The sequence below is a fragment of the Actinoplanes nipponensis genome (assembly GCF_016862275.1).
Classification (GTDB): Bacteria; Actinomycetota; Actinomycetes; order Mycobacteriales; family Micromonosporaceae; genus Actinoplanes; species Actinoplanes nipponensis.
The window spans coordinates 1-16,083 of the sequence record NZ_BOMQ01000034.1 but is presented as its reverse complement, the minus strand read 5'-3'; the positions used below and the strand labels follow the sequence as shown (position 1 = coordinate 16,083).

Annotated in this window: 15 protein-coding genes and 1 pseudogene; 10 read left to right on the top strand and 6 right to left on the bottom strand. The window is 72.0% G+C overall.

What is annotated here, in order from left to right:
• Positions 1–7: 7 nt before the first annotated feature.
• The 6 genes and pseudogenes from nadC to Ani05nite_RS14665 form a co-directional block, all read left to right on the top strand.
• A complete protein-coding gene (nadC, locus tag Ani05nite_RS14690; RefSeq protein WP_239129947.1) occupies positions 8–850 on the top strand; it encodes a carboxylating nicotinate-nucleotide diphosphorylase in 843 nt (280 codons plus the stop codon).
• A 141-nt stretch (positions 851–991) separates the two neighbouring features.
• A complete protein-coding gene (locus Ani05nite_RS14685) occupies positions 992–1,750 on the top strand; it encodes a type III pantothenate kinase (protein WP_203768729.1) in 759 nt (252 codons plus the stop codon).
• A gap of 54 nt (positions 1,751–1,804) precedes the next feature.
• Complete coding sequence (gene lysS, locus Ani05nite_RS14680) at positions 1,805–3,313, top strand: lysine--tRNA ligase (RefSeq protein WP_203768728.1); 1,509 nt, start codon at positions 1,805–1,807, stop codon at positions 3,311–3,313.
• A gap of 132 nt (positions 3,314–3,445) precedes the next feature.
• On the top strand, positions 3,446–3,799 hold the full coding sequence (locus Ani05nite_RS14675; protein WP_203768727.1) for a histone-like nucleoid-structuring protein Lsr2: 354 nt from the start codon (positions 3,446–3,448) through the stop codon (positions 3,797–3,799).
• 356 nt (positions 3,800–4,155) lie between these two features.
• Complete coding sequence (locus Ani05nite_RS14670) at positions 4,156–6,678, top strand: ATP-dependent Clp protease ATP-binding subunit (RefSeq protein WP_203768726.1); 2,523 nt, start codon at positions 4,156–4,158, stop codon at positions 6,676–6,678.
• A 73-nt stretch (positions 6,679–6,751) separates the two neighbouring features.
• Positions 6,752–7,249 (top strand): annotated as a pseudogene (locus tag Ani05nite_RS14665) (DUF4291 domain-containing protein); the annotation flags it as partial.
• Between the two features lie 198 nt (positions 7,250–7,447).
• Here Ani05nite_RS14665 and Ani05nite_RS14660 read toward each other — a convergent pair.
• Positions 7,448–8,350, bottom strand: coding sequence for an HhH-GPD family protein (locus tag Ani05nite_RS14660; RefSeq protein ID WP_203768725.1), 903 nt, complete (start codon positions 8,348–8,350; stop codon positions 7,448–7,450).
• 25 nt (positions 8,351–8,375) lie between these two features.
• Here Ani05nite_RS14660 and Ani05nite_RS14655 point away from each other — a divergent pair, with 25 nt between their 5' ends.
• The 3 genes from Ani05nite_RS14655 (at position 8,376) to Ani05nite_RS14645 (ending at position 10,306) form a co-directional block, all read left to right on the top strand.
• Complete coding sequence (locus tag Ani05nite_RS14655) at positions 8,376–8,879, top strand: glycine cleavage system transcriptional repressor (RefSeq protein ID WP_203768724.1); 504 nt, start codon at positions 8,376–8,378, stop codon at positions 8,877–8,879.
• Positions 8,876–9,427 (top strand): peptide deformylase, encoded by a 552-nt coding sequence (locus tag Ani05nite_RS14650; protein WP_239129946.1) that lies wholly within the window; start codon positions 8,876–8,878, stop codon positions 9,425–9,427. The genes Ani05nite_RS14655 and Ani05nite_RS14650 overlap by 4 nt, the downstream gene beginning before the upstream one ends.
• 81 nt (positions 9,428–9,508) lie before the next feature.
• Positions 9,509–10,306 carry an adhesin gene (locus Ani05nite_RS14645; protein ID WP_203768723.1) on the top strand — a complete coding sequence of 266 codons (798 nt, stop codon included), beginning with the start codon at positions 9,509–9,511 and terminating at the stop codon, positions 10,304–10,306.
• Between the two features lie 129 nt (positions 10,307–10,435).
• Here the strand turns inward: Ani05nite_RS14645 and Ani05nite_RS14640 are convergent, their stop codons facing one another.
• The 5 genes from Ani05nite_RS14640 to Ani05nite_RS14620 all read right to left on the bottom strand — a co-directional run bounded on the left by Ani05nite_RS14640 (position 10,436) and on the right by Ani05nite_RS14620 (position 15,299).
• A complete protein-coding gene (locus Ani05nite_RS14640; protein ID WP_203768721.1) occupies positions 10,436–10,870 on the bottom strand; it encodes a DUF6924 domain-containing protein in 435 nt (144 codons plus the stop codon).
• A 13-nt stretch (positions 10,871–10,883) separates the two neighbouring features.
• Positions 10,884–12,068, bottom strand: a complete 1,185-nt coding sequence (gene disA, locus Ani05nite_RS14635; RefSeq protein ID WP_377883166.1) for a DNA integrity scanning diadenylate cyclase DisA — start codon at positions 12,066–12,068, stop codon at positions 10,884–10,886.
• Positions 12,069–12,168: 100 nt separating this feature from the next.
• Positions 12,169–13,590, bottom strand: a complete 1,422-nt coding sequence (gene radA, locus Ani05nite_RS14630; protein ID WP_377883164.1) for a DNA repair protein RadA — start codon at positions 13,588–13,590, stop codon at positions 12,169–12,171.
• Positions 13,591–13,629: 39 nt separating this feature from the next.
• Positions 13,630–14,379 (bottom strand): hypothetical protein, encoded by a 750-nt coding sequence (locus Ani05nite_RS14625; RefSeq protein ID WP_203768716.1) that lies wholly within the window; start codon positions 14,377–14,379, stop codon positions 13,630–13,632.
• An 83-nt stretch (positions 14,380–14,462) separates the two neighbouring features.
• Positions 14,463–15,299 (bottom strand): UbiA family prenyltransferase, encoded by an 837-nt coding sequence (locus Ani05nite_RS14620; RefSeq protein WP_203768714.1) that lies wholly within the window; start codon positions 15,297–15,299, stop codon positions 14,463–14,465.
• Between the two features lie 46 nt (positions 15,300–15,345).
• On the opposite strand from Ani05nite_RS14620, the gene Ani05nite_RS14615 reads away from it, so the two are divergent.
• The gene (locus Ani05nite_RS14615; RefSeq protein WP_203768713.1) at positions 15,346–16,071 is read left to right on the top strand and encodes a methyltransferase domain-containing protein; all 726 of its coding nucleotides are present in this window, start codon (positions 15,346–15,348) and stop codon (positions 16,069–16,071) included.
• The last annotated feature ends 12 nt before the right edge of the window (positions 16,072–16,083 follow it).

Sequence of the window (16,083 nt, the reverse complement as noted above, 5' to 3'; positions counted from 1 at the left end):
TGACGGCTTGGATCTGGCGGAGGTGGAGCGGGTCGTCTACACCGCGCTGGCCGAGGACCTGGGTGATCCGCCGCGCGACGTGACCAGCGAGGCCACGATCCCGGGCGACCAGGTCGACACGGCCGAGCTGGTGGCCCGCGCGCCCGGCGTGGTGGCCGGGCTGCCGGTCGCGGCCCAGGTGTTCGCGGCCACCTCCGGCGGCCGGGCGACCTTCGACCAGCGGGTCGAGGAGGGCGCCCGGGTGGCGCGCGGCGACGTGCTCGCCGTGGTGACCGGCCCGACCCGCGCGCTGCTGACCGCGGAACGCACGGCGCTCAACCTGCTGTGCCGGATGTCCGGCGTGGCGACGCACACCCGCAAGTGGGCGGACGCGCTGGCGGGCACCAAGGCGACGGTGCTGGACACCCGCAAGACCACCCCCGGCCTGCGCGCGCTGGAGAAGTACGCCGTCCGGGCCGGCGGCGGCACCAACAAGCGCATGGGCCTCTACGACGTGGCCATGATCAAGGACAACCACAAGCTGGCGGCGGGCAGCATCACGGCGGCCTACCGCCTGGTCCGCGGCACCTACCCGGACGTCCCGGTGCAGGTGGAGGTCACCACGCCGGCCGAGGCCCGGGAGGCCGTCGAGGCGGGCGCCACCTTCCTGCTCTGCGACAACATGACCCCGGACCTGCTCCGCGAGGTGGTGGCCGCGGTCGGCGACCGGACCGAACTGGAGGCGACCGGCAACCTGACCCTCGACACGGTCCAGGCGTACGGCGCCACCGGGGTGGACTACCTGTCGGTGGGGGCGCTGACCCACTCGAGCCCGATCCTGGACATCGCCCTGGACCTGCGCCCGCGCTGAGACGTGAGCTTGGGCCGCGCGCTGTGCGCGGCCCACCGGGCCGGACCATGACCCGTGTGTGGTGGTCGCCGGTGTTGCGGTTGTCAGCTCCGCCGCCCGTACCTTCGAACGGTTTTGATGTTCCCTCGATAGGCTCCTCCCGTGCTGCTGTGCATTGACATCGGAAACACCAACACCGTGCTCGCCACGTTCGACGGCGACAAGCTCGTCCACAACTGGCGGATCAAGACCGACGCCCGGTCCACAGCCGACGAGCTCGGCCTGATGTTCCGGGGCCTGCTGGCCGGCGACGCGGTGGAGATCACCGGGGTCGCCGCCTGCTCGACCGTGCCGGCGGCGCTGCGGTCCCTGCGGACGATGCTCGGGCGTTACTACGGCGACCTGCCGAACGTCATCGTCGAGCCGGGCGTGAAGACCGGTGTGCAGCTCGCCATCGACAACCCCAAGGAGGTCGGCGCGGACCGCGTGGTCAACACGCTCGCCGCGCACGCCCTCTACGGGGGACCCACGATCGTGGTGGACTTCGGCACCACCACCAACTTCGACGTGATCAGCGCGCGCGGCGAGTTCCTCGGCGGGGCGTTCGCCCCCGGCATCGAGATCTCCTTCGACGCGCTGGCCGCCCGCGCCGCCCAGCTGCGCAAGGTCGAGCCGGCCAGGCCGCGCTCGGTGATCGGCAAGAACACCGTGGAGTGCCTGCAGTCCGGCCTCTACTACGGCGTCGCGGGCCAGGTGGACCGGATCGTCGAGCTGATGATCGACGAGATCGGGCCGGTGCGCTCGGTCATCGCCACCGGCGGGCTCGCCTGGCTGGTCAAGGACGCCTGCCGGACCATCACCGCGCACGAGCCGATGATCACGCTGATCGGGCTGCGGATGGTATATGAGCGGAACGTCTGAACCGGCCTGAGTAGGCTTTTCGCAACCCACCCGCCTTCCACAGAGAGTCGTGCCGTGACCGAGCAGAACGCCCCAGCCGTTGACCCCGCCGAGGACCTCCCCGAACAGATGCGGGTCCGCCGGTCGAAGCGGGACCGGCTGCTGGCCGAGGGCGTGGAGCCGTACCCGGTCGGCTTCGAGCGGACCGCGACGCTCGCCGAGATCCGCACGAAGTACGCCGACCTGGCCACCGACTCGGCCTCCGGCGACACGGTGGGCGTCACCGGCCGCGTGATCTTCGTCCGCAACGGCGGCAAGCTCTGCTTCGCCACGCTGCGCGACGGCGACGGCACCGAGCTGCAGGCCATGCTGTCGCTGGACCGGGTCGGCGCCGAGGCGCTGGAGCAGTGGAAGCGCCTGGTCGACCTGGGTGACCTGGTCGGGATCACCGGCGAGGTGATCACCAGCCGCCGCGGCGAGCTCTCCGTGCTCGCCGGCTCCTGGGCCATGACCGCCAAGGCCCTGCGGCCGCTGCCGGTCGCGCACCGCCCGCTCAGCGAGGAGACCCGGGTCCGGCAGCGCTACGTCGACCTGATCGTCCGCCCGCAGGCCCGGCAGATCGTCCGGGCCCGGGCGACGACGGTACGCAGCCTGCGCGAGTCGCTGTTCCGGCGCAATTATCTCGAGGTGGAGACGCCGATGTTGCAGTTGCTGCACGGTGGCGCCACCGCCCGCCCCTTTGTGACGCACAGCAACGCACTCGACACGGATCTCTATCTGCGTATCGCGCCGGAACTCTTTTTGAAGCGGGCCGTCGTGGGCGGCATCGAACGCGTCTTCGAGATCAACCGCAACTTCCGCAATGAGGGCATGGATTCCACCCACTCGCCGGAGTTCGCGATGCTCGAGGCGTACCAGGCGTATGCGGACTACAACGTCATGCAGCGGCAGACGCGCGAGTGGATTCAGGAGGCCGCCACCGCGGTCGCCGGATCACACGTGGTGACCCACTTCGACGGCACCGAGTTGGATCTGGGCGGCGAGTGGCGTTCGGTCACCCTCTTCGGTTCTCTCTCCGAGGCGCTCGGTGAAGAAGTGACCGTGCGTACCGAACTGGCCGCCCTGCAGCGGTATGCCGAAAAGCACGACCTTTCCGTGGACCCGAAGTGGTCGGCCGGCAAGCTCGCCGAGGAGCTCTTCGAGCACCTGGTGCAGCCGACCCTGCAGGAGCCCACCTTCGTGCGCGACTATCCCGAGGAGACCACGCCGCTGACCCGGGCCCACCGCGCGGAGCCGGGCCTGACGGAGAAGTGGGACCTCTACGTCATGGGCTTCGAACTGGCCACCGCGTACTCGGAGCTGGTCGATCCGGTGGTGCAGCGTGAACGCCTGGTCGCGCAGTCGTTGCTGGCCGCCGGCGGCGATGCCGAGGCGATGCAGCTGGACGAGGATTTCCTGCGGGCCATGGAGTACGGAATGCCACCGGCCGGTGGGATGGGAATGGGAATCGACCGGCTTCTCATGGCGCTCACCGGGCTGGGCATTCGGGAAACGATCCTCTTCCCCCTGGTGCGACCGGAGTAGCGCGACCGGGTCACGATTCGCCGTACCCGGGTGGGCCATCGGCGGCCGGCATTGACGGAGCACGCGCCGCGGGCGTTATTGTTCACGGGAAACGGGTGAACAGTGAACGTGTGTTCGGGAGGATAACGGCGCGTGGCCAAGCAGATCATTCACAAGCTGGTCGATGACCTCGACGGCGGTGACGCCGAGGAGACTGTCAAGTTCGCCCTCGACGGCATTCAGTACGAGATCGACCTGTCCGAGTCGAACGCGGCGAAATTGCGCGACATCTTCGCGCCGTACGTGGGCGCGGGAGCCAAGGTCGCGCGCGGTGGTGTCGTCGTCGGCGGCCGTGCGGCCCGCGGTCGCGGGGGCGCGACCGCGGACCGGGAGCAGAACAAGGCCATCCGGGAGTGGGCCAAGAAGAACGGCAAGGACATCTCCGACCGGGGCCGGATCCCGCAGGAGATCGTGGACGAGTTCCACGCGAAGGGCCCCGGCCGCTGAGCCGATCGGCCGTCAGGCGGGTCCGTGGTGCGCGAGCACCGCGGACCCTCCTGCTTTTCGCGCGCTCTTCGCCGCCGTTGCGTAAGTTATCCACAGGGGTGGACGGCGTTGTCCACAGGCTGTGGACGGGCCTCCCGGAGCGGGGGATTTCGCTGTGCGCGTACTCCGCAAGGGTGGGGAACAGCCGTTGAGCGTGCGAAGTTGGGGAGAACATCGGCGCAGGACGTCCCCGAGAGGGCTCGAGGGCCCAGCAGAGTCTCCCGGCGGCGATAGAGTGAGAGAGCACAGGTATCACCGATACCCGTGCGCTGGCCCCGCCAGTTCATTGGCGCACGGCACGTGAGGAGCACGAGGGCATGTTCGAGCGGTTCACCGACCGAGCGCGACGGGTTGTCGTCCTGGCCCAAGAAGAGGCCCGGATGCTCAACCACAACTACATCGGGACAGAGCACATCCTGCTCGGTCTCATCCACGAGGGCGAAGGTGTTGCCGCGAAGGCTCTGGAGAGCCTCGGCATCTCCCTCGAGGGTGTCCGGCAGCAGGTAGAGGAGATCATCGGCCAGGGCCAGCAGGCGCCGAGCGGGCACATCCCGTTCACGCCGCGGGCCAAGAAGGTGCTGGAGCTCTCGCTGCGCGAGGCCCTGCAGCTCGGCCACAACTACATCGGCACGGAGCACATCCTGCTCGGGCTGATCCGCGAGGGCGAGGGCGTCGCCGCCCAGGTCCTGGTCAAGCTCGGCGCCGACCTCAACCGGGTCCGCCAGCAGGTCATCCAGCTGCTCTCCGGCTACCAGGGCAAGGAGCCGGCCGCCGCCGGAGCCGCCGCGGGCGAGGCCGCCCCGTCGACGTCCCTGGTGCTCGACCAGTTCGGGCGCAACCTGACCCAGGCCGCCCGCGAGGGCAAGCTCGACCCGGTCATCGGCCGGGAGAAGGAAATCGAGCGGGTCATGCAGGTGCTCTCCCGCCGCACCAAGAACAACCCGGTGCTGATCGGCGAGCCCGGCGTCGGCAAGACCGCCGTCGTCGAGGGGCTGTCGCAGTCCATCGTCAAGGGCGAGGTGCCCGAGACGCTCAAGGACAAGCAGCTCTACACGCTCGACCTCGGCGCGCTGGTCGCCGGTTCCCGCTACCGCGGTGACTTCGAGGAGCGCCTCAAGAAGGTGCTCAAGGAGATCCGCACCCGCGGCGACATCATCCTGTTCATCGACGAGATCCACACCCTGGTGGGTGCGGGTGCCGCCGAGGGCGCCATCGACGCCGCCTCGATCCTCAAGCCCATGCTCGCGCGTGGTGAGCTGCAGACCATCGGCGCCACCACCCTCGACGAGTACCGCAAGCACCTCGAGAAGGACGCCGCGCTCGAGCGCCGCTTCCAGCCGATCCAGGTGGGTGAGCCGTCGCTGGCGCACACCATCGAGATCCTCAAGGGCCTGCGCGACCGCTACGAGGCGCACCACCGGATCAGCATCACCGACGCCGCCCTGGTGGCCGCCGCGACGCTGGCCGACCGGTACATCTCGGACCGCTTCCTGCCGGACAAGGCGATCGACCTGATCGACGAGGCCGGCGCCCGGATGCGCATCCGCCGGATGACCGCGCCGCCGGACCTCCGCGACTTCGACGAGCGCATCGCCCAGGTCCGCCGCGACAAGGAGAGCGCGATCGACGCGCAGGACTTCGAGCGGGCCGCGCAGCTGCGCGACAAGGAGAAGCAGCTGCTGGGTCAGAAGGCGCAGCGGGAGAAGGAGTGGAAGGCGGGCGACCTCGACGTCGTCAGCGAGGTCGACGACGAGCAGATCGCCGAGGTCCTCGGCAACTGGACCGGCATCCCGGTCTACAAGCTGACCGAGGAGGAGACCTCCCGGCTGCTCCGCATGGAGGACGAGCTCCACAAGCGGGTCATCGGCCAGGAGGACGCCGTCAAGGCGGTCTCGAAGGCGATCCGGCGTACCCGCGCCGGCCTGAAGGACCCGAAGCGCCCCTCGGGCTCGTTCATCTTCGCCGGCCCGTCCGGCGTCGGTAAGACCGAGCTCTCCAAGGCGCTCGCGGAGTTCCTCTTCGGCTCCGAGGACGCGCTGATCCAGCTCGACATGTCCGAGTTCCACGACCGGTACACGGTGTCCCGTCTCGTCGGTGCCCCTCCCGGCTACGTGGGCTACGACGAGGGCGGCCAGCTGACCGAGAAGGTCCGCCGCAAGCCGTTCTCCGTGGTCCTCTTCGACGAGATCGAGAAGGCCCACCCGGACGTGTTCAACACGCTCCTGCAGATCCTGGAGGACGGCCGCCTCACCGACGGTCAGGGCCGCATCGTGGACTTCAAGAACACGGTGATCATCCTGACCACCAACCTGGGCACGCGCGACGTGGCCAAGGCGGTGTCGCTGGGCTTCCAGGCGTCCGAGGACGTGGAGAGCAACTACGACCGGATGAAGGTCAAGGTCAACGACGAGCTGAAGCAGCACTTCCGCCCGGAGTTCCTCAACCGCATCGACGACACGATCGTCTTCCACCAGCTGCGCCAGGACGAGATCCTGCACATCGTCGACATCTTCACCGCGCGGATCGAGGCCCAGCTCAAGAACAAGGACATGGGTCTCGAGCTGACCGACAACGCGAAGAAGTACCTGGCGAAGAAGGGCTTCGACCCGGTCCTGGGCGCCCGGCCGCTGCGCCGGACGATCCAGCGTGACCTGGAGGACTCCCTGTCCGAGCAGATCCTCTTCAACGAGCTGCGCCCCGGCCAGATCGTGGTGGTGGACTGCGAGGGCGACCCGGAGAACATCGAGAAGTCGAAGCTGACCTTCAAGGGAGCCGACCGCGGCTCCGTGGTTCCCGACGCGGTGCCCGCCGACCTCGGCGCGGCCGCCACGGAGGAGTAAGAGCAAGGTGGTGAGAACGGCCCGGCGCTTGCAGCGCCGGGCCGTTCCGCGTTAATGCCTCGCCGGGGTACGCCCACCGGCCCGATCAGCCGTGCGCGCCGGACGCTTCGTGGCGCCGTTCAAGCGGGACCGGATGACGTGGATCAAGCCGTCGTTCCGGTGGATGATGTACCGCTGCGGCTGGGGCGCCAAGCCCGGTCAGGAGCGGATCCTCGCGGTGGAGATCACCCGGGCCGGGTTCGAGTGGGCGCTGGCGCACGCGTGCATCAGCCACTACGAGCCCGGTGCCGGCGAGACCCGCGAGGAGTGGGGCCGCCGGTTGCGGCACAGCCCCGTACGGGTGCAGTGGGACCCGGAGCGCTCCCTCCAGCTGGCGGCGCTGCCGTACCGGTCGCTCCAGCTGGGGCTGGGCGGCGAGGCGGTGCCGCGGTACGTGGACGAATGGACGGTCGCCATCCGCGACGTCACCTAGCTGGCCCACCGGATCCGGGCCACCCGCGACCCGGCGTTGCTGCCGGCGGAACGGCCCTATCCGCTCCCGGCCGAGCTGGCGACGGCGATCGTCGCCTGACGAGCCCCCGCCGGGAGCGGGCCGAGCCCTCGGCGTCAGCGCCCCAACCCGGCCGGGAGCGGCCCGAGTCGGGGCCCGGAGCGGCCGAGCCCGGGCCCGGAGCGGCCAGAGCCCCGGGCGACCGCGGCGCGAGGCCGGAGGGGCGCCGGTGCGAGGCCGGCCGGGCCGGCTTGTCGACGGCGGGGCGCGCGCGGGAGCTCAGTCCAGGGCCGGGAAGCGCGGCGGGTGATCCCCGGCCAGCACGAAGCGCTCCGCGTCCCAGTCCAGCGGCTCCACCAGGCCGTCCGTGACCAGCCCGGACAGCGCCCGGGCCCGCTGCACCTCGTCCGCCCACACCGCGTCCAGCCGCTGCCGCGGCACCGGGCCGGTGGCGTGCCGGAGCACCTCCAGCAGCAGCCCGCGGACCTGCCGGTCGGTGCCGGCGTACTTCTGCGGTCGCCGGGTCGGACCGGCCGGCGCCGGCGCGCCGCTCCGGCGCCACGCGCACACCGTCTCGAACGGACACTCGGGGCAGCGGGGCGAGCGGGCCGTGCAGACCAGCGCGCCCAGCTCCATGAACGCGATGCTGGCCCGCGCCGCCCGGGCCGGCTCGATCGGCAGCAGCTCCGCCATCGCGGCCAGGTCGGCCGTCGTCGTGGTCGGGCCGGCGTCCGGGTCACCGGCGACCGCGCGCGACACGACCCGGCGCACGTTCGTGTCCACGACCGGGTGGCGCTGCCCGTACGCGAACGTCGCCACCGCCCGGGCCGTGTACATCCCGACGCCCGGCAGCGCGAGCAGCTGCTCCAGGTCGTCGGGCACGCGCCCGCCGTGCCGTTCCACGATGGCCACCGCGCACGCGTGCAGCCGCATCGCCCGGCGCGGATAGCCCAGCCGGCCCCACATCCGGATCGCCTCGGACGGGGGATCCTCGGCCAGCGTGGCCGGTTCCGGCCAGCGGGTCATCCACGCGTGCCAGGCCGGGGTCACCCGCACCACGGGGGTCTGTTGCAGCATCACCTCGCTGACCAGCACCGCCCAGGCGCTGGTTCCGGGGACCCGCCAGGGCAGGTCGCGGGCGTTGGCGTCGTACCACTTGATGACAGAGTCGGCGAGCGTCATAGCCCGACCAGCTTAGGATGCCGGAGTGAACGAGCTCGCCATCACCGTCATCGGTCCCGACCGGACCGGCATCGTCGCCGAGGTCTCCGAGGCGCTCGCCGGGGTCGGCGCCAACCTGTCCGACTCCACCATGACCCGGCTGCGCGGCCACTTCGCGATGACCCTGATCTGCACCGGGGCCGCCGCCGAGGACGTGGAGAAGGCGCTGGCGCCGCTGCAAGGGGTGCTGACGACCGTACGGGCGGTGGCGCCGGAGGCCGACGCGGACGTGGCCGGGGAGCCGTACCTGGTCAGCGTGCACGGCGCCGACCGGCTCGGGATCGTCGCCGCGGTCACCCGGGTGGTCGCCGCGGCCGGCGGCAACATCACCGACCTCACCACCCGGCTGACCGGCCCGCTCTACGTGCTGATCGCCGAGGTGGACGTGCCGGCGGGCCGCGCCGACGACCTGGCCGCGCAGCTGGCCGTGGCCGCGCAGGAGCTGGGCGTCGAGGTGACCCTGCGCCGGGCCGAATCGGACGTCCTGTGAGCGACGCCCTGGCGGACTGGAAGCCCGACGTCCTCGGTGTCGAGGGCAAGGTGCTGCCCGTGGTCACCGCCCCGGCCGGCGTGCTGAGCAGCGAGGGCGCCGAGGTGGATCCGGCGGACCCGGCCGTCGTGCAGCTGGCCGCCGACCTGGTCGCCACCATGCGGGTGTCGCCGGGCTGCGTCGGCCTGGCCGCGCCGCAGGTGGGGGTCGGCGCGCAGGTGTTCGTCGTGGACGTGACCGAGCACCCGAAGACGGTGACCGCGCACGGCACGTTCGTGCTGTGCAACGCCCGGGTCGTCGAGGCGAGCCGGTGGCGGCCGGGCCGGGAGGGCTGCATGTCCGTGCCGGACCTGACCGGCGACGTGAAACGGGCCGGCCGCGTCGTGGTCGAGGCCGTCCTGCCGGGTACGGGCGAGCCGGTGCGGCTGACCACCGACGCGTTCGAGGCGCGGGCGCTGCAACACGAGATCGACCACTGCGCCGGCAAACTGTTTCTCGATCGGGTGGCCGGTGCGCACGCCATCTACCAGCGCAAGGTCTATCTCTAACGATCAGCGCGCGAGACGGTGTCGCATTTTCGGCGCGTCGCGGCGCTCATGCACCCTTCGCGGGGATACCGTGCACGCATCATGCGTTCGACGGTCGGTCCCCTTCCAGCCGCCGTGTACTGGCGGCGTCGTGCTGTGGTGCTCGGTGCGCTGCTGCTCGGCGTCATCGTGCTGTTCGTGTCCTGCTCCGGCGGGGACGACGACAGCAAGCGCGGCACGGGCGCTTCCTCGCAGGCGCCGATCCCGTCCCCCTCGGCGTCGGCGACGCCCGAGGACGAGCCGTCCTTCACCGACCCCGGACCGGGCGCGGGCAACCCGTCGCTGCCCGACCCGGGCGAGCTGACCGCCAGCGGGGCCGGAACCGGCCCGTCGAGCGGCACCGGCACCGGTACGGGGACAGGCACCGGAACGGGCACGGGCACCGGAACTGGCACGGGCACGGGCACCGGCAACACCGACACGAACGTGGCGGCGGCGTCGGCGGGCACGTGCACCGACGCGGAGATGTCCCTGACACCGGTGCCGAACGCCACCACCGTCCGCCGCGGCGTCCCGGTGGCGGTCCGCCTCAAGATCAAGAACATCTCGGCCCGGACCTGCAGCCGGGACGTGGGCGCCGACCTGCAGGAGCTCTACATCGGGCAGGGCGCCAGCCGGGTGTGGTCCTCGGACACGTGCAGCACGGTCAAGGGCTCCGAGGTGCGCTCGTTCCCGCCCAACGGCGAGCGCGAGTACAACGTGACCTGGAACGGCAAGCAGGCCAACAAGTGCGCGGCCGGCCTGGCCGCGGGCACCGCGCCGCCCGCCGGTCAGTACGAGATGCGCTTCCGGCTGGGCGCCAAGGTCAGCGCCCCGGTCCTGCTCACCATCACGGCCTGACCCGGCCGAGTCGCACCGAGCGCAGCCTCCGCCCCGGCGAAGCTGATTCACCCGATCGACGGAGCAATTCCGCCGCCACCCGCGCCGGCCCGCCGGCCGCCGGTGGTGGGACTGACAGCGACAGCGCCCCTACTCGTCGAAGCCGCGGAACGTACCGGAGTCGTCGGTCTCGGCCGCGAAGTCGGCGAAGTCCATGTTGCCGATGGCGAGGTTGGCCGAGACGTCGGTGAACGACCGGGGCGGCACCCGGAACGACCGGCCGGGCTCCTCCTCGAGATCGACCGCCAGCAGCAGCCGCTCGTCGTCGCCCATGGTGACCGCGTCGGCGAGGAAGACGTAGGTGAGCTTGTCGTCGTCGCTCGCCGCGGCGTCCGCCGCCACCAGCGCCGGAATCGTGGCCTCGGCATATTGCGGGTCGCTGACGTACGTGGCGCTGCGGTGGGCCCCCTCGCTGCGCATCACCGCCCGCAGTTCGTCCCAGGCGGCGTCGTCGCTGAAGTCCGTGCGCAGCACCAGCGAGGTCAGGTCGCCGGGCGCGGGCAGAGGTGAGGGAAGAGCAGTCATGGTGGAGCGAAGCTTAGACGTAGCGCTCGAGGATCGACGCCTCGGCCAGCCGGGACAGGCCCTCCCGGACCCCGCGGGCCCGGGCGTCGCCCACGCCCTCCACGGCCTGCAGATCCTCGACCGTGGCGCCCAGCAGCCGCTGGAGGCTGCCGAAATGGTCCACCAACCGCTCGACGATCTGCGCCGGCAGGCGCGGCACCTTGGCCAGCAGCCGGAAGCCCCGCGGGCTGACCGCCGCGTCGAGCGCGTCGGAGGCGCCCGCGTAGCCGATCGCCTTGGCCACCGCGACCAGGTCGATCATCTCGGTGGCGGTGAGCAGGTCCAGCTCGACCAGCGCCTCGTCGAGCGTACGGGCCTTGCGCCCGGTCGGCAGGTAGTCGCGGATGACCAGCGTGCGGTCGGAGTCGACGCCGGCCATCAGCTCGTCGAGCTGGAGGGCGAGCAGCCGGCCGTCGGTGCCCAGCTCGACCACGTAGCCGGAGATCTCGTCGGCGATGCGGCGCACCATCTCCAGCCGCTGCACCACCGCCACCGCGTCGCGCACCGTCACCAGGTCTTCGATCTCCAGCGCGGAGAGCGTGCCGGAGACCTCGTCGAGGCGCAGCTTGTAGCGCTCCAGGGTGGCGAGCGCCTGGTTGGCCCGGGACAGGATGGCCGCGGAGTCGTCCAGGACGTGCCGCTGGCCGTTCACGTAGAGGCCGATGATGTGCATCGACTGGCTGACCGAGATGACCGGGAAGCCGGACTGCTTGGCCACCCGCTCGGCGGTGCGGTGCCGGGTGCCCGATTCCTCGGAGTGGATGCCGGGGTCGGGCATGAGGTGCACGGCGGCGCGCACGATGCGGGTGCCGTCGCTGGAGAGCACCACCGCACCGTCCATCTTGCACAGCTCGCGCAGGCGGGTGGCGGAGAACTCGACGTCGAGCGGGAAGCCGCCGGTGCAGATCTGCTCGACGATCGCGTCGTAACCCAGCACGATGAGCGCGCCGGTGCGGCCCCGCAGGATGCGCTCGAGCCCGTCGCGCAGGGCGGTGCCGGGCGCCATGAGCGCGAGGTTGGCGCGCAGCGGGTCACCGCTGACCCCGCCACCGGTCAGGCCGGGCGTCGTCGGGGTCATCGGGCGGGCTGCCGAACCGTTGACGCCGGCAGCAGCGCCATGGGCATGGCGGTGGGATGAGGCATCGCGGTCGAGCGGCACCTGTACATTCTACGGACTCGTTTCCAGGTCAACGAGTCGCGGTTCCGACGCAGCTCCGGAGCGTCATCGACGGTCACTGCCGGTGAGCGCGGGGCGGGGCTCATTCGGCCGACGCCCGGGCTGCCCACTGCACGGCGGTCTGCAGATCGCCGACCTCGACGACCCGCATCCCCTTGGGCGGGCTGTCCCCCTCGCCGGCGCCGTAGCCGGGCGGGACGAGCGCGAAACGGAACCCCAGCCGCGCCGCCTCGGCGAGCCGGCGCCCGATCGCGCCGACCCGGCGGACCTCCCCGGTCAGCCCCACCTCGCCGATGGCCACCAGGTGCGGGGCCATCGCCAGGTTGAGCGCGCCCGAGGCCACGGCCAGGGCCATCGCCAGGTCGGCCGACGGCTCGGTGACCCGGATGCCGCCGACCGTGGCCGCGAAGACCTCCCGGTCGTGCAGCTTGATCTTTTCCATCCGGCGTTGCAGCACCGCCAGCACCATGGCCAGCCGGGCGCTGTCGAGACCCGACACCGTCCGCCGCGGCGAGCCCTGCACCTGGGCGCCGATCAGGGCCTGCACCTCGGTGACCATCGCCCGGCGGCCCTCCATCGCCACGGTGACGCAGGTGCCCGGCACCGGCTCGTTGTAGCGGGTGAGGAACAGCCCCGACGGGTCGGCCAGGCTGACGATGCCGGTCTCGTGCATCTCGAAGCAGCCCACCTCGTCGGCCGGGCCGTAGCGGTTCTTCACCCCGCGCACCAGGCGCAACGACGAGTGCTTGTCGCCCTCGAAGTGCAGCACCACGTCGACGAGGTGCTCCAGCACCCGGGGACCGGCCACCGAGCCGTCCTTGGTGACGTGCCCGACCAGCACCGTGGCGACGCCGCGCTCCTTGGCGATGCTCACCAGCGCCGCGGTGACGGCACGGACCTGGGTGACGCCGCCGGGCACGCCCTCGGTGCCCGGGGCGGAGATGGTCTGCACCGAGTCGATGATGAGCAGGCCGGGCTTGACCGCGTCGAGGTGGCCCAGCACCGCGCCCAGGTCGCTCTCGGAGGCCAGGTAGAGGTTGTCGTGCAGGGCGCCCAGCCGCTCGGCGCGCAGCCGCACCTGGCTGACCGACTCCTCGCCGCTGACCACGAGCGAGGGGGTGCTGGTGCCCGCGGCCCACTGCTGGGCGACGTCGAGCAGCAGGGTCGACTTGCCCACGCCGGGCTCGCCGGCCAGCAGCACCACCGCGCCCGGCACCAGGCCGCCGCCGAGCACGCGGTCGAGCTCGGTGACGCCGCTGGGCACGGCCTTGGCCGGGGCGGCGCTGATCGTCTTGATGGGGCGGGCCGGCTCGGACGGCATCCGCGAGCTGACCACCCGGCCGGACACCACCGGACCGGTCAAGGTGGACTCGATGATGGAGCCCCACTCGTTGCACTCCGGGCAGCGGCCCAGCCACTTGGGCGGCTGGTGACCGCACGCATCGCACTGATAGGCCGGTCGCGGCTCAGCACGGGCACGGGACGGGGTGCGGGAAGTCGTCACACCCGTCACGCTAGCCCGCCGGTATGACAAAGCGGGGACTTACTCGCCCTCGCCCAGGTTCTCCTCGGGCTCGAAGCCGGGGGCCCGGGACGCCGGGCTCAGCGGAATGGCCATCGGAGCCTGCAGCACCAGCGGCTTCGCGCCGTTGGAGAACTCGAACACCAGGTTGATCGACTGGCCCGGGACCAGCTTGCCGCTCAGCCCCACCGCCTGCAGCTTCTCGGCGTCGCCGGGCAGGAACGTGGCCGAGCCGAGCGGTCCGATCTCGATCCGGGCCGGCCGGCCCGTGGCGCCCCCGGCGGCGGGCGCGGTCGAGGGGGTGGCGCCGGGGCTCGGGTTGGCGCTCGGGTCCGGGACCTGGTCGCCGCTCTGGTCGTCCTCGGTGTCCGAGGGCCGGCTGCCGGAGGGCTCGGGGATCGCTGTGGCCGGCGCGGACGGCGTCGCGGCGCCGCCGACCAGGGCGACGGACCGGGCCGAGACCAGGGCCTCCCCGCCGGTCGCCGGCTGGCTGCTGACCAGCACCGTGATGGCCTGCCTGGTCTGGTTGTAGAGGCCCACCTGCAGCGGCGCGTCGGCGCCGGCGGGGTAACCCGTGCTGCCGTTGTAGGACACCGCGAGGTTCCGGATGAAGACCGAGCCGTCGGAGCTCTCCGCGTTCACGCCGTACACCGACGCGTTCTTGAGCGCGGTCTCGGCGACCTGACCGGCGCTGCAGCCGGCGAGCGCGATCGCGGCCAGCGTGGCGACACCCGTGGCCAGGGCGGCGCGGCGGGTTCCCAGCGAGCGCATCACAGTCCTCCAAGAAACTCTCGATAGTGCTCCGCGGATCAGCCTAGAGGGCGTGGATCCGGCGCGTACGCCGACCCGTCCATTCACACCACCCGGCCGCTGAACACCAGGAGCGCGACGTCGAGGAGTGCCACCACGATGACGGATCGAAACATCGCGACCTGCCGGGTGCCGTTGCGCAGCGCCTTCCGGCCCGCGTACCAGCCCAGCGGCAGGACCACCGCGGCAGCCGCGGCGGCCGCCAGGCCCGGCCACGACGGCGGCCCGTCCGGCCCGAGGACCAGGGTGAGCGTCGCGGCCAGCAGCAGGGTCCCCGCGGCGATCTGCGACCCGGTCGCGCCGAGCCGGTGGGGAAGGCCGACCACGCCGGTCGCGGCGTCGTCGGCCAGGTCCGGCAGCACGTTGGCGAAGTGCGCGCCCCCGCCGAGCAGCGCGCCCGCGGCCACCAGCCAGGCCGGCGGCCAGGGGTGGCCGGGCAGCGCGAGCACCACGAACGCCGGCATCAGCCCGAACGCCACCAGGTAGGGCAGCACCGACAGCGGGGTGGACTTGAGCGGCCAGTCGTAGAGCAGCGCGAAGATCCCGACCAGCGTGACGCAGATCGCCGCGGCCGCCCCGAAGGGCAGCCCGAGCAGCGGCACGGCCAGCGAGGCGACCAGGCCCGCGACGCCCACGGTACGGCGGGAGACCACCCCCGAGGCCACGGGTTTGTCGGTGCGCCCGGCGATCCGGTCCCGATCGGCGTCCAGCCAGTCGTTGACCCAGCCCACGGAGAGCTGGGTGGCGCCGATCGCGGCGGCGACGCCGAGCACGCTCCAGCCGCGATGTCCCACCCCGACGGCGAGCAGGGTCATGGCCAGCGTGACGGCGCCGCCCGGTTCGGGGTGGGAGGCCTTGAGCAGAGCGACGGGTCCGGACATGAAAGCAGTGTGGTGGTTGTGACCCACTCGTGCCACGCTCGATCACATGCCGCCGCTGCCCCGCAACGATCCCCGTCAGTACGACGACCTCGCGGGCGAGTGGTGGCGGCCGGGCGGGCACTTCGAGATCCTGCACTGGCTGGCCCGGGCCCGCGGCGCGCTGGTGCCGCCCGCGCGGCGCCCGGGGGCCGTGCTGGTCGACGCCGGCTGCGGCGGCGGCCTGCTGGCCCCGCACGTCGAGCGCCTCGGCTACCGGCACGTCGGCGTCGACCTGCGCCGGTCCGGGCTGGAGCAGTCCGCGGCCCGCGGCATGACGGCGGTGACCGGCGACGTGACCGCGCTGCCGCTGGCCGACGGCGCGGCCGACGTGGTCGTCGCGGGCGAGATCCTCGAGCACGTCACCGACCTGCCGGGCGCGGTGGCCGAGCTGTGCCGGGTGTTGCGGCCGGGCGGGTTGCTGGTGCTGGACACGGTCAACGCAACCCGGGTGAGCCGGTTCGTCACGGTGACGCTGGGTGAGCGATTCGGTGCGGCTCCGGTGGGCATCCACGATCCGGCGCTGTTCGTCGATCCCGGCGAGCTGACCACGCAGTGCGCCAAGCACGGCGTCCGGTTGCAGGTCCGCGGCCTGCGCCCGAGCGTGCCGGGGCTGATCCGCTGGCTGTTGCTGTCGAACGGCCCGGCGTCCGGCCCGCTGGGCCGGATGATCCCGACCCGTTCCACCGCAGTCGTGTACCAGGGCATGGGCCGCAAGCAGGAGGAGATGGCATGACCGAACGCACCG

Excerpts from the sequence above, each read along its gene's own strand:
- Ani05nite_RS14640 (WP_203768721.1), bottom strand. The coding sequence starts at position 10,870 with ATGACTGCTCTTCCCTCACCTCTGCCCGCGCCCGGCGACCTGACCTCG.
- Ani05nite_RS14645 (WP_203768723.1), top strand. The coding sequence starts at position 9,509 with ATGCGTTCGACGGTCGGTCCCCTTCCAGCCGCCGTGTACTGGCGGCGT.
- Ani05nite_RS14615 (WP_203768713.1), top strand. The coding sequence starts at position 15,346 with ATGCCGCCGCTGCCCCGCAACGATCCCCGTCAGTACGACGACCTCGCG.
- Ani05nite_RS14660 (WP_203768725.1), bottom strand. The coding sequence starts at position 8,350 with ATGACGCTCGCCGACTCTGTCATCAAGTGGTACGACGCCAACGCCCGC.
- Ani05nite_RS14625 (WP_203768716.1), bottom strand. The coding sequence starts at position 14,379 with ATGCGCTCGCTGGGAACCCGCCGCGCCGCCCTGGCCACGGGTGTCGCC.
- Ani05nite_RS14670 (WP_203768726.1), top strand. The coding sequence starts at position 4,156 with ATGTTCGAGCGGTTCACCGACCGAGCGCGACGGGTTGTCGTCCTGGCC.
- Ani05nite_RS14620 (WP_203768714.1), bottom strand. The coding sequence starts at position 15,299 with ATGTCCGGACCCGTCGCTCTGCTCAAGGCCTCCCACCCCGAACCGGGC.